We start from the raw sequence: 15,403 nt of genomic DNA, 5'->3' as shown, positions 1-15,403 counted from the left end.
GATCTACCCTCTACCCACTCCGACGACAAGGACGCTGCGGTGACCGAGATCCCCAAACGGCAAGTCACGCTCGACGAAGTCGCCGAGCGCGCCGGTGTGTCGCGCTCGGCCGCGTCCCGGGTGATCAACAACGCGCCGCACGTGAGCAAGGCCAAGCGGGAGGCCGTGCGCCGGGCCGTGCTCGACCTCGGATACGTGCCGAACGCAACAGCCCGGGCACTGGCGACCCAGCAGGTCGGCGCGGTCGTGCTGGCGATCTCCAGCGACAACCCGCAGGCGTTCGCCGACCCGTTCTTCGCCGAGGTCGTGGTCGGGATCAGCGCCGTGCTGGAGGAGACCGAGCTGGAGCTGATGTTGTTGCTGGCGACGTCCGCGCGCGGCCAGACCCGGCTCGAGCAGCTGCTGCGGACCCGGCAGACCGACGGCGTGATGCTGATGTCGATGCACGGCGACGACCCGCTGGCCGCGCTGGCCGACAAGGCCGAGGTGCCGGTCGTGTTCGGCGGATGCCCGGTCACCTTCGAGCCGCGGTACTACGTGGACGCCGACAATCGAGGTGGCGCGCGGCTGGCGACCGAGCACCTGGTGACGCTGGGCCGGACCCGGATCGCGACGATCACCGGCCGGATGGACGAGGGTGCCGGAACGGCGCGGTACAAGGGCTACCAGGAGGCGCTCGCCGTGGCCGGGCTGGATGCTGGCCGGGTCGCCCACGGTGACTTCAGCGAGGCCGGCGGCAGCCGCGCGATGGCGGAGCTGCTGGCCGGACACCCTGACCTGGACGCAGTCTTCGTGGCTTCGGACCAGATGGCGATCGGGGCGCTGCGGGTCCTGAAGGACGCCGGCAGGTCGGTCCCGGACGACGTCGCGATCGTCGGGTTCAACGACGTCATCAGCGCCCGCCACACCGAGCCGCCGCTCACTACTGTCAGGCAGCCCATCCAGTCGCTGGGCCGCGAGATGGCCCGCATGCTGCTCGGCCTGATCGCCGGGGAGACGCCGACGCCGCTGATCCTCCCGACCCGCCTGATCAAACGCTCGAGCACGTAGTCGGTGCTGCGCAGACGCACGAAGGGCGCGAACCCTGAGGTTCACGCCCTTCACGTGGTGCGGCCGCTGTTTACGACAACCGGGGGTGTCCCGACACCCGGTGGCCCAGCGGCCACGGCCCCTCCCACCCTGGTGGAACGTCTGATGATCAGTCTTGGCGAAAAGTTCGGCGAAGTCCGTACCTTTCACAGGTTTCTTCTCAAGTTCTCAGGTTCACCTCAGGTCAGACGACCTGGTGAAGCCAGCGCACCGGCGCACCGTCGCCGGCGTACCGGAACGGCTCGAGCTCGTCGTCCCAGGGCCGGCCGAGCAAGCGCTCGACCTCCTCGGTCAGGTCCGCCTCGCCGCTGGCCGCCTTGAGCATCGCCGCCTTCAGCCGTTCCTCCGGCACCATGATGTCGCCGTGCACGCCGGTGGTCGCGTGGAAGACCCCGAGCGCGGGCGTGAACGAGTAGCGCTCACCCTCGACGCCGTTGCTCGGCTCCTCGGTCACCTCGAACCGGAGCTTCTGCCACCCGCGCAGCGCGGACGCCAGCTTCGCCGCCGTACCGGCCTCGGCCTGCCACGACAGCTCGGCCCGGTAGGTGCCCTGCGCCGCGGGCTGCGGCGTCCAGTCCAGTTTCACGGGCACGCCGAGTACGCCGCCCGCGGCCCACTCGACATGCGGGCACAACGCTGACGGCACCGTGTGGACGTAAAGAACGCCACGAGTCGTCGCCACCGGGACCTCCTGTGCTCGAGGGGCGCCTTCCCCAGCGTTCTCGAACACCCGCGCGTCGATCCCAGTGGAACCAGCATCCCACCCGGCACCAAAGCACCGCGTGGCACACTGCGTACATCTTGCACCACGGCCACCACCAACACCAGTAACCTCGCCGTGTCAACCACATCACTGTCGTGTCGCGGCCCGGATCCGGCCAACGGACGCGTCAGAGGGGGATGTTGCCGTGCCGGCCCCGCCGGCCGGTGTCGGCGGCGGCGATCGCGGCGGCCAGGGCGGAGCGAGTTCTGACCGGGTCGACGACCTCGTCGACGACGCCGATCTCGCGGGCCCGTTCGATGCCACCGGCAATTTTCTCGTGCTCGGCCGCCAGCTCCGCCTCGACCTGCGGACGAAGCTCGGGGTCGACCTCGGCCAGTTTGCGCCGGTGCAGCACCCGGATGGCGGCCACCGCGCCCATCACCGCGACCTCGGCCCGCGGCCAGGCGAACACCCGGGTCGCGCCGAGCGACCGCGCGTTCATCGCGATGTACGCGCCGCCGTACGTCTTCCGGGTCACCAGCGTCACCCGCGGTACGACGCTCTCCGCGAAGGCGTGCAGCAGTTTCGCCCCACGACGTACGACACCGTCCCACTCCTGCCCGACACCCGGCAGGTACCCCGGGACGTCGACCAGCACCACGAGGGGGACACCGAACGCGTCGCACATCCGGACGAACCGCGACGCCTTCTCCGCCGACAGGGCGTCGAGGCAACCACCCAGCCGGAGCGGGTTGTTGGCGATCACGCCGACGGTCCGGCCGCCGAGCCGGCCGAGCGTGGTGACGATGTTCGGTGCCCAGCGCTGGTGCAGTTCGACGGCGGAGTCCTCGTCGAGCACCCCTCCGACCAGCGGATGGACGTCGTACGCGCGCTTGGCCGACTCCGGCAGGAACCCGGACAGATCCGTGTCCGGCACGTCGGCGGCCACCGACCCCTGGTTCGCCAGCAGGTCGGCGAGCCGCCGCGCCCCGGACAGGGCCGCGGCCTCGGAGTCGGTGGTGATGTGGACGACGCCGGAACGGCGCCCGTGCGGTTCGGGGCCGCCGAGCCGCAGCATGTCGACGTCCTCGCCGGTGACCGAGCGGACGACGTCCGGACCGGTGACGAAGATCCGTCCCTCCGGGCCGAGGACGACGATGTCGGTGAGCGCCGGACCGTACGCCGCGCCGCCCGCGGCCGGGCCGAGCACCACCGAGATCTGCGGGATCTTCCCGGACGCCTGCGTCATCGCGTAGAAGATCCGGCCGACGGCGTGCAGGCTGAGCACGCCCTCGGCCAGCCGCGCGCCGCCGGAGTGCCACAGGCCGATGATCGGTACGCCCTCGCGCCGGGCCACCGCGTAGGCCTGGACCACGACCTCGCAGCCGGCGTCACCCATCGCGCCGCCCATCACCGTGGCGTCGGAGCAGAACGCGACCACGTCCGCCCCGGCGATGGTCCCGCGCGCCGCGAGCATTCCGCAGAGGTCGTCCGGCGTGATCAGCTCCAGGCTGCCCGGGTCGAGCAGCCGGGTCAGCCGGGTGACCGGGTTCCGCGGATCCTCCTCGCGAGGCGGCTTGGCGGGCTTGGCCGGAGCAGTGGTGGTCATGGGGCCTCCCGGCCTGGGCTGAGGAGCGCGACTGGAGTGACGAGGTAAGGCCGGTAGGCAAGGCCCCATGCCCCGCCGCGCCGGAGGCGTGGCAGCTGTACGGTCATGGGGCCTCCGGGTGTGAGAACTGCCGGAACTACACCGTCTTGAAGGCGATGGCGGCGTTGTGGCCGCCGAAGCCGAACGAGTTGTTCAACGCCGCGATGTCCCCGTCGGCCAGCCTGCGCTGCTCGGTCGCGACGTCCAGCTCGATCTGGTCGTCCAGCTTGTCCACGTTGATGGTGGGCGGCGACACCCGGTGATGCAGGGCGAGCACGGTCGCGATCGACTCGACCGCGCCGGCCGCGCCGAGCAGGTGGCCGATCATCGACTTCGGCGCGGTGGCGACCGCGTGGTCGGCCTCCCTGCCGAGCGCCTGCCGGATCGCCAGCGACTCCGCGATGTCGCCCTGCGGGGTCGAGGTGGCGTGCGCGTTGATGTGGAAGATGTCGGCCGGGGTCAGGTCGCCCTCGGACAACGCCCGCTCCATCGCCCGGCGCGCCCCGGACCCGGTCGGGTCGGGCTGCGCGATGTCGTGTCCGTCGGCGGAGATGCCCGCACCGGCGAGCTCGGCGTAGATTCTCGCGCCGCGCGCCTTGGCGTGCTCGTACGACTCCAGCACGAGGATGCCGGCGCCCTCACCGAGCAGGAAGCCGTCCCGGTCCACGTCCCACGGACGCGACGCCTTCTCCGGGTCGTCGTTGCGCTTGCTCAGCGCCTGCATCATCCCGAACGCGGCCAGCGGCAGCGCCATGATCGCGCCCTCGGTACCACCGGCGAGGACGACGTCTGCGCGGCCGAGCCGGATCTGGTCCAGGCCCAGCGCGATCGCCTCGTTGCCGGAGGCGCAGGCCGAGACCGGGGTGTGCACGCCGGCCTTGGCGCCGAACTCCAGGCTCACGTACGCCGCCGACGAGTTCGGCATCAGCATCGGGATCGCCAGTGGCGACACCCGGCGCGGGTTGGACTTCAGCGCGTCGTAGTTGGCCAGCGTGGTGTGCAGGCCGCCGATCCCGGAGGCGCAGGCGACCCCCAGCCGCTCCTTGTCCAGCCCGGAGTCCTCCAGGCCGGCGTCGGCCCAGGCCTCTCGGGCAGCGACGACGGCGAGCTGGGCGTTGCGGTCGAGGCGGCGGGCCTTCACCCGCTCGAGCACCTCGGTCGGCTCGACCGCGGCCGGGGCGGCGATCTGGACCGCCAGGTTCTGCACCCACTCGTCGGTCAGCCGGCGCGCGCCGGAGCGACCGGCCAGCAACCCTTCCCAGGTGCCGGCCACGTCGCCACCCAGCGGGGTCGTGGCTCCGAGCCCGGTGATGACGACTCGGGTCTTCGACATGGTTACCTCATCCTTTACGAGATCGGGGGAGACGAGTGAGGGTCTTTTTCAGTGCTCGCCGGAACGGGTCCGGCGAGCACCGGCAAGCACAGAGCGGGGCCTGGTCAGCCGTTCTGGGCGCGCTCGATGAACGCGACCGCGTCGCCGACGGTCTTCAGGTTCTTCACCTCGTCGTCGGGGATCTTCACGTCGAACTTCTCCTCGGCGGCCACCACGACCTCCACCATCGAGAGCGAGTCGACGTCGAGGTCGTCGGTGAAGGACTTGTCCAGCTGGACGTCCTCGACCGGGATGCCGGCGATCTCGTTCACGATCTCGGCGAGGTTGGAACGGATCTCTTCGGTGCTGGCCATCAGTGGTTTCCCTTTCGGATTCTCTTGCTTGCAACAGCCGGGCCGGCCACCTGAGCCGCCCCGGACAACTATGGACCGGTCCTACGGCAGCCGGATGACCTGGGCGGCGTACACCAGGCCGGCGCCGAAACCGATGATGAGCGCGAGGTCGCCACTCTTGGCCTCGCCCGCCTCGCGCATCGCGGTGATGGCGAGCGGGATCGAGGCGGCCGAGGTGTTGCCCTGGCGCTCGATGTCGCGGGCCACCTTGACGTGGTCGGGCAGCTTCAAGGTGCGCCGCATCGCGTCGGTGATCCGCATGTTGGCCTGGTGCGGCACGAACAGGTCGAGGTCCTCGGCCTTCACACCGGCCACGTCGAGCGCCTGCTGCGCGGTCTTGGCCATCTCGAAGGACGCCCAGCGGAAGACCGGGTTGCCGTCCATCCGCAGGTGTGGCCAGTTGTAGCTGCCGGCCGCCTCCTGCCAGGACTCCTTCTGGCTGATGACCTCGTGCTGGGTGCCGTCGGAACCCCACACGACCGGGCCGATCCCGGGCTCGTCGGCCGGACCGACCACCGCGGCACCGGCGCCGTCGGCGAAGATGAACGCCGTACTGCGGTCGGTCCGGTCGGTCAGGTCACTGAGCCGCTCGACGCCGATCGCGAGCACGTACTTCGCGCTGCCGCCGCGGATCATGTCGTTGGCCAGCGCGACGCCGTAGCAGAAACCCGCACACGCCGCCGACACGTCGAACGCGGCCGCGGTCGGAGCGCCCACCTCGACGGCGACCCGGGTCGCGATCGCCGGGGTCTGGTACAGGTGCGTGACGGTGGAGACGATGACGCAGCCGACCTGCGCCGGGTCGATCCCGGAGTCCTCGAGCGCGTCCTTGGCGGCGTTGACCGACATCATCAGGACGGTCTCGTCCTCGCTCGCCCAGCGCCGTTCCTTGATCCCGGACCGGGTCTGGATCCACTCGTCACTGGAGTCGATGTGCTCGAGGATCTCCGCGTTCGGTACGACGCGCCGCGGCCGGTACGACCCGATGCCGAGCACACCGGCGTACCGCGCGCCGGTCTGCGAAGTGATCGTGGCACTCATCAGTTGCCCCCGTTCGGGTGCAGGCGGACCAACGGTTGTCCGGGGGCGACCGGGTCGCCCTCCTCGACCAGCCACTCGACCACGATGCCGCCGTGCGGCGCCTGGACGTCGAGCTCGTCGCGCAGGCTCTTCACCTTCGCCACCACCTCGCCGGTCCCGACCGCCTCACCGGCCTCGCGCGGGGTCTGCCCGGCGCGGGTGAAGGTGCCCTTCATCGGCGCGACCAGCAGCCGCCAGGTCGGCGAGGCGTCGATCTCGGACGGGCTGCCGTGCTTGTCCACGAACGCCCGGGCGTCGTCGAGCTGGTCCGGCGTCTTCAGTGCGAACGTCTCGACACCCCTGAGCGCGCGCTTCGCGATCCCGGTCAGGGTGCCCGCCGGCGGCAGTTCGAGGATGCCGGTCACCTGCAGGTCGGCCATCGTCTGCAGGCACAGGTCCCAGCGGACGGGCGAATTGACCTGGGAGACCAGCCGGTCCAGCACGTCGCGGCCGTCGTGCACGACCTGACCGTCCCGGTTCGAGATCAGGCGGGTGCGCGGGTCGTGCGTGCTGATCGCGGTCGCGTACTTCGCCAGCGTCTGCACCGCCGGCTCCATGTGCCTGGTGTGGAACGCACCGGCCACGGACAGCGGGATCAGCCGGGTCTTCGCGGGCGGGTCGGCGGCCAGCGCGGCGAGCTCCTCGACCGTTCCGGCGGCCACGATCTGGCCGGGGCCGTTGTCGTTCGCGGCGGTCACGCCGTGCTCGGCGAGCTTCGCCAGCACCTCGTCCCGGTCGCCGCCGAGGACTGCGGTCATCGAGGTCGGGGTCAGCGCCGAGGCGGCGGCCATCGCCTTGCCGCGCTCGCGGACCAGGACCATTGCCTGCTCGGCCGTCAGCACGCCGGTGCCGGCGGCGGCCGCGATCTCGCCGACGCTGTGCCCGGAGACCGCGCCGACCTTGGTGAACGCGTCCGACGGGTGTGGGAACACCGCCAGCGCGGCCAGCATGCTGGACGCGACCAGCAGTGGCTGCGCGATCGCGGTGTCCCGGATCGTGTCCGCGTCGGCCTGCGTGCCGTAGTGGGCGAGGTCGAGGCCGGCCACCGCGGAGAGCCAGTTCAGCCGGCTCTCGAACGCGGGATCCGCCAGCCACGGCGCGAGGAATCCTGGGGTCTGGGCACCCTGACCGGGCGCGACGATGACGAGCACGTGACAACTCTCCCTGAGCCGGGGCCTCCGTGGGCCGGGGCGCCGCACGAATTCTACCGGACCGACTTGTGGGAATCCTACAAAGCGGTACTTCCGGGCTCGGGGTTGAGCAGGCGGCCCATCGCCAGTGCGACACGCAGTGTGAAAGCGTCGCGGGGATTGAGCGGCGAGTAGCCCGTGATCTCGGCCACACGCTTCAGCCGGTACCGGACGGTATTGGCGTGGATGAACATCGCCCGGGCCGTCGCCTCGATCGAACCGCCCGAGTCCAGGTAGGCCGAAACGGTGTCCAGCAGCACGCCGTCGCCTATCGTGAGCGGGCCGTAGACGTCGGAGGCGAGTTGCCGGCGGGCGTGGCCGTCTCCGGAGAGTGACCGTTCGGGCAGGAGTTCGTCGGCTTGGACCGGCCGCGGCGCCGCCGGCCAGGCGGGGGCCGCGCGCAGCCCCGCGACGGCCGCCCGGGCCGACGTCACGGCCGCCATCAGGTCCTTGACGACCGGGCCGACGACGATCGGACCCGGTCCGAACCACTGGGCGAGATTTTGTGCGATCTCGACAGGTTTGCTTGTACCACCGAGTACTACCACCAGCCGGTCGCCCTGCATCGCGCACAAAGCGTCGGCACCGGCCTCGCGCGCGGCGTGCCGGACCACGTCGGCGACGTTCGCGCTGCCCGGCTCGGACTCGGGCGCCCGGCCGACGACCACGGCGACCTCCGTGGACCCCGTCGTACCGGCGCCGGTCCAGCCGAGGGCGGAGGCGCGGGAGCGGACGGACTCGTCGGCCTCGCCTCGGATCACCGAGTCGACCACCAGGGCCTCGAGCCGGGCGTCCCAGGCGCCGCGCATCTCGGCGGCCTTGGCGTAGACGGTGGCGGCGGCGAACGCGACCTCGCGGGCGTAGCGCTGCATCGCCTCGCGGACCACCGGCACGTCCTCGGGCGGGAGCAGGTCGCCGATGGTGTTCTCGATCATCTCGATCGTGGTCCGGAGCAGGTCGACGGTCTGGTGCAGCGAGATCACCCGGGTGAACTCCCGCGGCGCCGAGCCGAACATCCGGGTCGGCATCGCCGAGTGCGCCTCGGGGTCGCGGAACCAGTCGACGAACGCGGTGATCCCGGACTGCGCGACCAGGCCGATCCAGGACCGGTCCTGCGCGGACAGCTTGCCGAACCACGGCAGCTTCTCGTCCATCGCCGCCATCGCGGCGGTCGCCAGCGCACCGGTCGCGCCCTGCAACCGCTCGGCCCGCGCGAGATGACCCTTCGTCGCCACGCCTCGACCATATCCGGCGGACCGTGACGCCATCACAACCGCAGCTTCCGTGCGCGGGGCCGCCCAGCGGCACGACGCGCGGTGGATTGTGATGGGCTGCGCGTCCGCCATCATGGGGTGATGACGGACAAGCAAGGCGTGGCGGACGCGGTCGCGGCGCTGCGGGCGATCGGGTACTTCCTCGAGCGGGACCGGCAGCCGACCCACCGGGTGAAGGCGTACCGGCGGGCGGCGGACACGATCGCGGCGCTGCCGGCGGCCGAGGTGCGGGCCCGCCGCCGGGCCGGCACGCTGACCGAGCTGCCCGGGATCGGGCCGAAGACCGAGGCCGTCATCGTCGAGGCGATGGACGGCAGCACCCCGGCGTACCTGGTGAAGCTGGAGGAGTCGGCGGGCGCCCTGACCACCGCCGGCACGGCGATGCGCGCCGAGCTGAAGGCGGATCTGCACCTGCATTCGGAGTGGTCCGACGGCGGCAGCCCGATCGAGGAGATGGCCCGGACGGCGCACAGCCTCGGACACCGGTACATGGCGCTGACCGACCACTCCGGCCGGCTGACGGTCGCGAACGGACTGTCCCGCGAACGCCGGCTCCAGCAGCTCGAGGTGGTCGCCGAGCTGAACAAGAAGCTTGCCGACGAGCTGGACGGGTTCACCATCCTGAACGGGATCGAGGTCGACATCCTCGAGGACGGTTCGCTCGACTGCGACTCCGAGATCCTGGCCCGGCTCGATCTGGTCGTCGCCAGCGTGCACTCGAAGCTGCGGATGGCCGCCGGGCCGATGACCGAGCGGATGGTCCGGGCGATCGCCAACCCGCACGTCGACATCCTCGGCCACTGCACCGGCCGCCTGATCACCGGCGGCCGCGGCACCCGGCCGGAGTCCGAGTTCGACGCCGAGATCGTCTTCGAGGCCTGCCGCCAGTTCGGTACGGCGGTCGAGATCAACTCCCGCCCGGAACGCCTGGACCCGCCCAAGCGGCTGCTCTCGCTCGCGGCCGAGATGGACTGCTTCTTCTCCATCGACACCGACGCGCACGCACCCGGCCAGCTCGACTGGCAGGTCTACGGCTGCGAGCGCGCGGAGGACTGCGGCGTCACTGCGGACCGCGTGATCAACACCTGGGACCAGAGCACGCTGCGCGACTGGGCCAGCTGAGCCGGCGCGGGTGCCAGGCGTATCTTCGAGGGGTGAGTGACCTGGAGAAGGACCCGGCGGAGATCGTCTCCGTCGGCGGGGCCGGTGGCCCGGTGCTGGAGTTCCTGGAGCCGCGTGAGGTGATTCTCGGCCGGACGACGAAGGTCCGCCGGCTGCTGCCGAACAAGAACCGCCGGATGGTCGGCGCCTGGTGCTTCGTGGACCACTACGGTCCGGACGACCTGACCACCCGGGTCGACTCCTACGGCGTACCCGGGGACCGGGGGATGCGGGTCCCGCCGCATCCGCACACGAGTCTGCAGACCGTGAGCTGGTTGTTCGAGGGTGAGATCGAGCACCGCGACAGCGTCGGGTCGCACGCGCTGGTCCGGCCGGGTGAGCTCAACATCATGACCGCGGGCCACGGGATCGCGCACTCCGAGGTGTCCACCCCGACCGCGCCGCCGACCCTGCACGGCGCGCAACTGTGGGTCGCGCTGCCGGACTCCGTGCGGACCACGACCCCACCGGCCTTCGACGCGTACGCCGACCTCCCGACGGTCGACCTCGACGGCGCCCGGGCCACGGTGATGGTCGGCACCGTCGCCGGAGTCACCTCACCCGCCCCGGCGTACACCCCGCTCGTCGGCGCCGACTTCAGCATCGAGCCCGGCCGCACGGTGACGGTCCCGCTGACGCCGTCCAACGAGTACGCCGTCCTGGTCGTCGACGGCTCGGTCTCGGTCGGCGAGCTCACTCCGTCGTTCGGCGAGATGGTCTACCTCGGCGATGGCCGGGAGTCGGTCGAGCTGGTTGCCGCCGACAACGGCACCCGCCTGCTGCTGCTCGGTGGTGAGCCGTTCGAGGAGCAGTTGGTGATGTGGTGGAACTTCATCGGCCGTAGTCACGACGAGATCGTCGCGGCCCGCGACGCCTGGCAGGAGGCGATCGCCGCCGGCGGCACCGGCCGCTTCCCGATGGTGCCGGGCTACGACGGTGACCCGCTGCCCGCTCCCGCCCTGCCCGCTACCGCACTGAAACCGAGGCCGCGGGCGCGCTGACCCGGCGGCGGTAGTACGCCCAGGTGAGGATCAGCAGCGACGGGCCCCAGAGCTGGAGCGGGGCGTAGCAGGCGATCATCAGGGCGGCCCAGCCGGTCTCTCGAAGGGCGGGAAGTCGTCGGTGGACACGTCCCGGAAGCCGTAGGTCCAGATCGCGATCAGCGCGAGCGCGCCCAGGATCGCCGGCACGATCGCGGCCCACGGGTTGACCGGGCGGCCGCCGACGAAGGGGTTCCAGCGGGGCGCGACCTCGCCCCACGGCTTGACCAGGCCGAACGCGATCAGCGCGACCACCTCGGAGAACAGTGTCAGGAAGACGATGTAGACCTTCTCGCCGGTGCTGACCGCGTACAGCGGGTGCCCCGCGTCGTCGAGCATGCCCATCGAGGAGCCCGCGACCAGCCCGAGCCGCCACAGGCCGGACGGCAGGGTCATCAACGGGATCGCGTCGGCCAGCCAGAGCGCCCACCGGGGCGCAGGTCGTTCGATCACCTTTCCGAGCATCCACCGCGCGATCCGTCCGGACCTCACCCGTGCGAGTGAACCGGCTCCCTCCCAGGAGCGTTTCAGAGCAGGTCGTGGTCGCGGGCGAAGGCCGCGGCCGCGGTCCGGGAGGGGACGTCGAGCTTGGTGAAGATGTTGGTCAGGTGCCGGGCCACCGTCTTGTCGCTGAGCACGAGCCGGTGGGCGATCTCGGTATTGCTGTTGCCGGACGCAACCAGCCGGAGGACCTCGAGCTCGCGCCCGGTGAGCCCGCCGGCGGTGTCGCGGTGCAGCAGCTTCTCGGTCTCCTGCCGGGCCGGCGCGGCGCCGAGGTCGCCGAAGGTCTTTGCCGCCGCCGTCAACTCCGACTCTGCCGAATCCTCGTCACCGAGCAGCCGGAAGGCCCGTCCGACCAGCACCTTCGAACGCGCGACCTCGTACGGCGCCTGCAGCCCACTCCACGCCTGCGTGGCCACGCGAGCGTGCGGCAGCGCCTGCTCCGCATCGCCTCGCTCCAACGCGACCAGGGCCGAGCAGTACGCCGCGGTCGCCCGGAGACCGGCACATCCGAAACCGGTCGCGATCTCTGTCAGTTCGACCGCGGCCGCCTCCGCGTCGTCGACGTACCCACCGGCGAGCAGGACCTCCACGGCCCCACCGAGCAGCCGTGACCGGTGCACCGGGTCACCGGTCTCTGCGAGTAACCGCCGTACGGCGGCGACGGCGGCCGACGTGCGTCCCCGCGCCATTTGCAGCAGCGCGCGACCCGGCTGAGCCTCGTAGCCGTAACCCGCCGCCTCCGCGTACGACGCCTCGGCCGCCGCGTAGTCGCCACGGATCCGCAGTACGTCGCCGCACTCACTCAGCGCGAGGCCCGCAGCCGCCTGCGCACCCGACTCCGCGTACCGGCGGCACGCGTCGGTGAACTCCGCCAGCGCCTGCCCGTAGGCCCCGTGCAGCCGCAGGATCTGACCACGGTGGACGGCGCACTGGCCGGTGTAGGGCACCAGATCCGGCTGACTGTCGCACCACCTCGTCAATGCCGTCGTCCACGCGGAAGCGCGAGCGAAGTCCAGGATCTCCTGGCAGGCCTCGATCATCGCGCAGTACGCGTTGCCCGCGAAGATCGGCGACACCTCGCCGGCCGCGACGCCGACCATGGCTTCGTCCAGCAGGGCCAGTCCTTCCGGCACCCGGCCGGAGTACATCAGCAACCGGCCCTGGCAGACCAGGCCCTGGGCCAGCAGGTCGGAGTCGCCGAATCGCCGGGCCAGTTCGGTGATCTCCGTCCCGAGGCGTGACGCGCCGGCGAAGTCGCCCTGCTCCAGATGGCGGAAGAACTCGTGGAGGCGGAGGTAGCCCCGCTCGACCAGGTCGGCGGGCTGATCCGCCAGCAGCCGCTCGGCCCGCGCGGACCAACCGCTGCCGACGGCCACCTCGCCCCGGACGTTGTGCACCAGGCCGAGCCAGAACGCGAACCGGACCGCACCGAGGGTGTCACCGGCGTCGACCTGCGACCGGTAGCCGCGCTGCAGGGCGCGGATGCAGGCGTCGATGTCGCCGAGCAGGTAGGCGGCGGTGGCGAGCGAGAGCAGGTCGCCGGCCCGCAGGTCGCTGCCGGCCGACAGCCGTTCGTAGGCCGTCGCCCAGTCCCGCCGTTCGTAGGCCGCCCGAGCTCGCTCGAGATCATCGACAATCCCCATCACACGCCTCTCACTCGCGAGCATGCGCGCTCGATCAGGCGGCGGCAAGACTCCGGACCGTCCGGGCCGCGATCCGCTTGGCGACGTACGCCGCGTCCCGGCCGACCCCTGGCAGCACCATCGAGCTGAAGGCGAACTGGAACGACAGTCCGCAGAAGTACAGCCCCGGCGCCGCGGTGACCACGCCACGCTCCTCGAGCGGCCAGCCGTCGGCTCCGAACACCGGCAGCCGGATCCAGTCGAAGACCTGCCGGAACCCGGTCGCCCAGACGACGTTCGCCACGTCCAGGACCCGGTCCTCGCCCAGTACCGGCCGCCCGTCGCGGACCCCGGTGACGCGGTCGTGAACCCGCTCGACCCCTCGCGCGAGCAGGTCCGACCGCTTCACCCGGAGCATCGGTCCGCCGTGGAACCGGACCTCGTCCTTGGCCTTCCGGCCGATCGGGGTCCGCCGGGTGACCACGTGCTTGCCGACGAAGAGGAACACCGGGAAGAAGAGGTGCGCGCCGAAACTGTCCAGCCGGACCGCGATCTGGCCCGGGTCCCGGCCGGCCAGCACGGTCGGATGGGTGGTTGCGGTCTCGTAGGCGATGTCGGTGCCCGAGTGCGAGCCGCCGACCACGAGCACCGGCCCGTCCTTCAGTTGCTCCGGCCGGCGGTACTCGCTCGAGTGCAGCTGGCGGATCGCCGGATCCAGGTCGACGGCGAACTCCGGCAGGTACGGCGTCCTGCCGAAGGTGCCGGTGGCAACCACCACGTTGTCCGCGTGGATCGTCCCGGTGCTCGTGGTCACGACGTACCGCCCGTCGTGCGCCTCGAGCCGCTCGACCCGGGTCGCGCTCCGTACCGGCAGGTCGAAGCGTTCCGCGTACGCCGCCATGTAGTCGGCGACCTCGTCCTTCGTCGGGTACGACCAGGGGTCACCGGGGAACGGCATCCCCGTCAGGCCGTCGTACTTCTTCGGCGTGTACAGCCGCAGCGTGTCCCACTGCGCCCGCCACTGGTCGCCGATCCGGGCGTTGCCGTCCAGGATCAGGAACCGCCGGCCGTGCCGGCGCAGGTGGTAGCCGGTCGACAGCCCGGCCTGGCCGGCACCGATGATGACGGTCTCGATACTTTCGGTGGTCATGCGAGTCTCCGCTCCTCATGGACGACGCCGCGCGGACCGGGGCGGTACCGCGGACCGGTGTGGTACCGCAGCCACCACAGCAGCATCAGCGCGGACGTCACGACGTAGAAGCCGTGCAGGGCCCAGATCGGTCCTGGCGGCAGGTGCACCACGTAGATGCAGTGGACGGCGTTGCCGACGTTCGCGAGCACCAGGTTCGCCGGGCTGTACGACCTCAGGTCGCGGGTCCGGATCGCCTTGAGCACCATCGGCAGCGCGCTCGACGCGAAGAGGATCGTGGACACCGTCCCCGCGAGAAGAGCAACGCTTGCGCCAGTCATGCCACCGACGGTAGGGAGCGGGGGACACCCGGCGCGTCGGACGGAATGCGCAACCTGAGTGAGCCGCGGCCTACGAGGAATGTCGTAGGCCGGTCCGGGCCTGGATGTCCGTCGGTGCGGGGTGCGGATGCGAACAGCCGCCCACCCCGAAGGGTGAGCGGCTGTCCCGGACGACGGCGGTCAGGCGCCGGCGCCCTCCTGCTTCACACCGGCGACCGCGGTCGGGTCGTCGATCCGGTACTTGCGGGCCGCCTCGGCGGCGACCTCCGGCTTGACGTCACCGCGCTTGGCCAGGATCTCCAGCGTGGCCACGACCACCGACTCGGCGTCCACGTGGAAGTGCCGCCGGGCCGCGGCCCGGGTGTCGGCCAGACCCCAGCCGTCGGTCCCGAGCGAGGTGTAGTCGTTCGGCACCCAGCGGGAGATCTGGTCCTGCACCGACCGCATGAAGTCGCTGACCGCGACGACCGGGCCCTTGGTGTCCTTCAGCTGCTCGGTCACGAACGGCACCTGCTCCGGCTCGTCCGGGTGCAGCAGGTTGTGCTCCTCGGCCGCGACCGCGTCCCGGCGCAACTCGTTCCACGACGTCACCGACCAGATGTCCGCGGCCACCGAATACTCCTCGGCGAGGATCTCCTGCGCCTTGCGGACCCACGGCAGCGCGACACCGGACGCGAGCAGTTGCACCCGCGGTACGTCGTCGCCCTCGGCCGTCTCGTACTCGCTGAACCGGTACATGCCCTTCAGCAGGCCCTCGACGTCGAGGTTCTCCGGCTCGGCCGGCTGCGGAACGGGCTCGTTGTAGACGGTCAGGTAGTAGAAGACGTCCTCGCCGTACGGCGTGTCCTTCTCGAGGCCGTAGCCGTACATCCGGCGCAGACCGTCCTTGACGATGTG

General features: G+C 71.2%; 15 protein-coding genes. 3 read left to right on the top strand and 12 right to left on the bottom strand.

Going from position 1 to position 15,403, the window contains the following annotated elements:
- Window positions 1-39: 39 nt before the first annotated feature.
- The gene (locus E1218_RS17615) at window positions 40-1,050 is read left to right on the top strand and encodes a LacI family DNA-binding transcriptional regulator (protein ID WP_132321438.1); all 1,011 of its coding nucleotides are present in this window, start codon (window positions 40-42) and stop codon (window positions 1,048-1,050) included.
- Window positions 1,051-1,273: 223 nt separating this feature from the next.
- On the opposite strand, the gene E1218_RS17610 is transcribed toward E1218_RS17615, so the two are convergent.
- From E1218_RS17610 to E1218_RS17580, 7 genes are all read right to left on the bottom strand, one after another.
- Window positions 1,274-1,771, bottom strand: coding sequence for a DUF3145 domain-containing protein (locus E1218_RS17610; RefSeq protein WP_132157315.1), 498 nt, complete (start codon window positions 1,769-1,771; stop codon window positions 1,274-1,276).
- Window positions 1,772-1,979: 208 nt separating this feature from the next.
- A complete protein-coding gene (locus E1218_RS17605; RefSeq protein ID WP_132321436.1) occupies window positions 1,980-3,401 on the bottom strand; it encodes an acyl-CoA carboxylase subunit beta in 1,422 nt (473 codons plus the stop codon).
- 136 nt (window positions 3,402-3,537) lie between these two features.
- A complete protein-coding gene (gene fabF / locus E1218_RS17600) occupies window positions 3,538-4,773 on the bottom strand; it encodes a beta-ketoacyl-ACP synthase II (protein ID WP_132321434.1) in 1,236 nt (411 codons plus the stop codon).
- Window positions 4,774-4,877: 104 nt separating this feature from the next.
- Complete coding sequence (locus tag E1218_RS17595) at window positions 4,878-5,126, bottom strand: acyl carrier protein (RefSeq protein ID WP_130446978.1); 249 nt, start codon at window positions 5,124-5,126, stop codon at window positions 4,878-4,880.
- A gap of 81 nt (window positions 5,127-5,207) precedes the next feature.
- Complete coding sequence (locus E1218_RS17590) at window positions 5,208-6,206, bottom strand: beta-ketoacyl-ACP synthase III (protein ID WP_132321430.1); 999 nt, start codon at window positions 6,204-6,206, stop codon at window positions 5,208-5,210.
- On the bottom strand, window positions 6,206-7,396 hold the full coding sequence (locus E1218_RS17585) for an acyltransferase domain-containing protein (protein WP_132321428.1): 1,191 nt from the start codon (window positions 7,394-7,396) through the stop codon (window positions 6,206-6,208). The genes E1218_RS17590 and E1218_RS17585 overlap by 1 nt, the downstream gene beginning before the upstream one ends.
- Window positions 7,397-7,473: 77 nt before the next feature.
- Complete coding sequence (locus E1218_RS17580; RefSeq protein WP_132321426.1) at window positions 7,474-8,703, bottom strand: PucR family transcriptional regulator; 1,230 nt, start codon at window positions 8,701-8,703, stop codon at window positions 7,474-7,476.
- Between the two features lie 87 nt (window positions 8,704-8,790).
- Between E1218_RS17580 and E1218_RS17575 the strand changes: the two genes are divergently transcribed.
- Window positions 8,791-9,831: a PHP domain-containing protein gene (locus E1218_RS17575; protein ID WP_132321424.1), complete on the top strand. Its 1,041-nt coding sequence runs from the start codon at window positions 8,791-8,793 to the stop codon at window positions 9,829-9,831.
- 32 nt (window positions 9,832-9,863) lie between these two features.
- Window positions 9,864-10,871 carry a pirin family protein gene (locus tag E1218_RS17570; protein ID WP_132321422.1) on the top strand — a complete coding sequence of 336 codons (1,008 nt, stop codon included), beginning with the start codon at window positions 9,864-9,866 and terminating at the stop codon, window positions 10,869-10,871.
- 78 nt (window positions 10,872-10,949) lie between these two features.
- Here the strand turns inward: E1218_RS17570 and E1218_RS17565 are convergent, their stop codons facing one another.
- The 5 genes from E1218_RS17565 to E1218_RS17545 form a co-directional block, all read right to left on the bottom strand.
- Window positions 10,950-11,363, bottom strand: coding sequence for a hypothetical protein (locus tag E1218_RS17565; protein WP_233712289.1), 414 nt, complete (start codon window positions 11,361-11,363; stop codon window positions 10,950-10,952).
- Between the two features lie 74 nt (window positions 11,364-11,437).
- Window positions 11,438-13,057 (bottom strand): LuxR C-terminal-related transcriptional regulator, encoded by a 1,620-nt coding sequence (locus E1218_RS17560; protein WP_132321420.1) that lies wholly within the window; start codon window positions 13,055-13,057, stop codon window positions 11,438-11,440.
- A 34-nt stretch (window positions 13,058-13,091) separates the two neighbouring features.
- Window positions 13,092-14,186 carry a flavin-containing monooxygenase gene (locus E1218_RS17555; RefSeq protein ID WP_132321418.1) on the bottom strand — a complete coding sequence of 365 codons (1,095 nt, stop codon included), beginning with the start codon at window positions 14,184-14,186 and terminating at the stop codon, window positions 13,092-13,094.
- Window positions 14,183-14,506 carry a hypothetical protein gene (locus E1218_RS17550; protein WP_132321416.1) on the bottom strand — a complete coding sequence of 108 codons (324 nt, stop codon included), beginning with the start codon at window positions 14,504-14,506 and terminating at the stop codon, window positions 14,183-14,185. The genes E1218_RS17555 and E1218_RS17550 overlap by 4 nt, the downstream gene beginning before the upstream one ends.
- 180 nt (window positions 14,507-14,686) lie before the next feature.
- The coding region (locus tag E1218_RS17545) for a transketolase-like TK C-terminal-containing protein (protein WP_407657618.1) at window positions 14,687-15,403 on the bottom strand (717 nt) is incomplete at its 5' end.

It is taken from the genome of Kribbella turkmenica (assembly GCF_004348725.1).
Taxonomy (GTDB): domain Bacteria; phylum Actinomycetota; class Actinomycetes; order Propionibacteriales; family Kribbellaceae; genus Kribbella; species Kribbella turkmenica.
This window is presented reverse-complemented; position numbering and strand designations above follow the sequence as displayed.

Coding starts and splice junctions, on each gene's coding strand:
- E1218_RS17575 (WP_132321424.1), top strand. CDS start 8,791: ATGACGGACAAGCAAGGCGTGGCGGACGCGGTCGCGGCGCTGCGGGCG.
- fabF (WP_132321434.1), bottom strand. CDS start 4,773: ATGTCGAAGACCCGAGTCGTCATCACCGGGCTCGGAGCCACGACCCCG.
- E1218_RS17595 (WP_130446978.1), bottom strand. CDS start 5,126: ATGGCCAGCACCGAAGAGATCCGTTCCAACCTCGCCGAGATCGTGAAC.
- E1218_RS17580 (WP_132321426.1), bottom strand. CDS start 8,703: ATGGCGTCACGGTCCGCCGGATATGGTCGAGGCGTGGCGACGAAGGGT.
- E1218_RS17550 (WP_132321416.1), bottom strand. CDS start 14,506: ATGACTGGCGCAAGCGTTGCTCTTCTCGCGGGGACGGTGTCCACGATC.
- E1218_RS17560 (WP_132321420.1), bottom strand. CDS start 13,057: ATGGGGATTGTCGATGATCTCGAGCGAGCTCGGGCGGCCTACGAACGG.
- E1218_RS17590 (WP_132321430.1), bottom strand. CDS start 6,206: ATGAGTGCCACGATCACTTCGCAGACCGGCGCGCGGTACGCCGGTGTG.
- E1218_RS17605 (WP_132321436.1), bottom strand. CDS start 3,401: ATGACCACCACTGCTCCGGCCAAGCCCGCCAAGCCGCCTCGCGAGGAG.
- E1218_RS17555 (WP_132321418.1), bottom strand. CDS start 14,186: ATGACCACCGAAAGTATCGAGACCGTCATCATCGGTGCCGGCCAGGCC.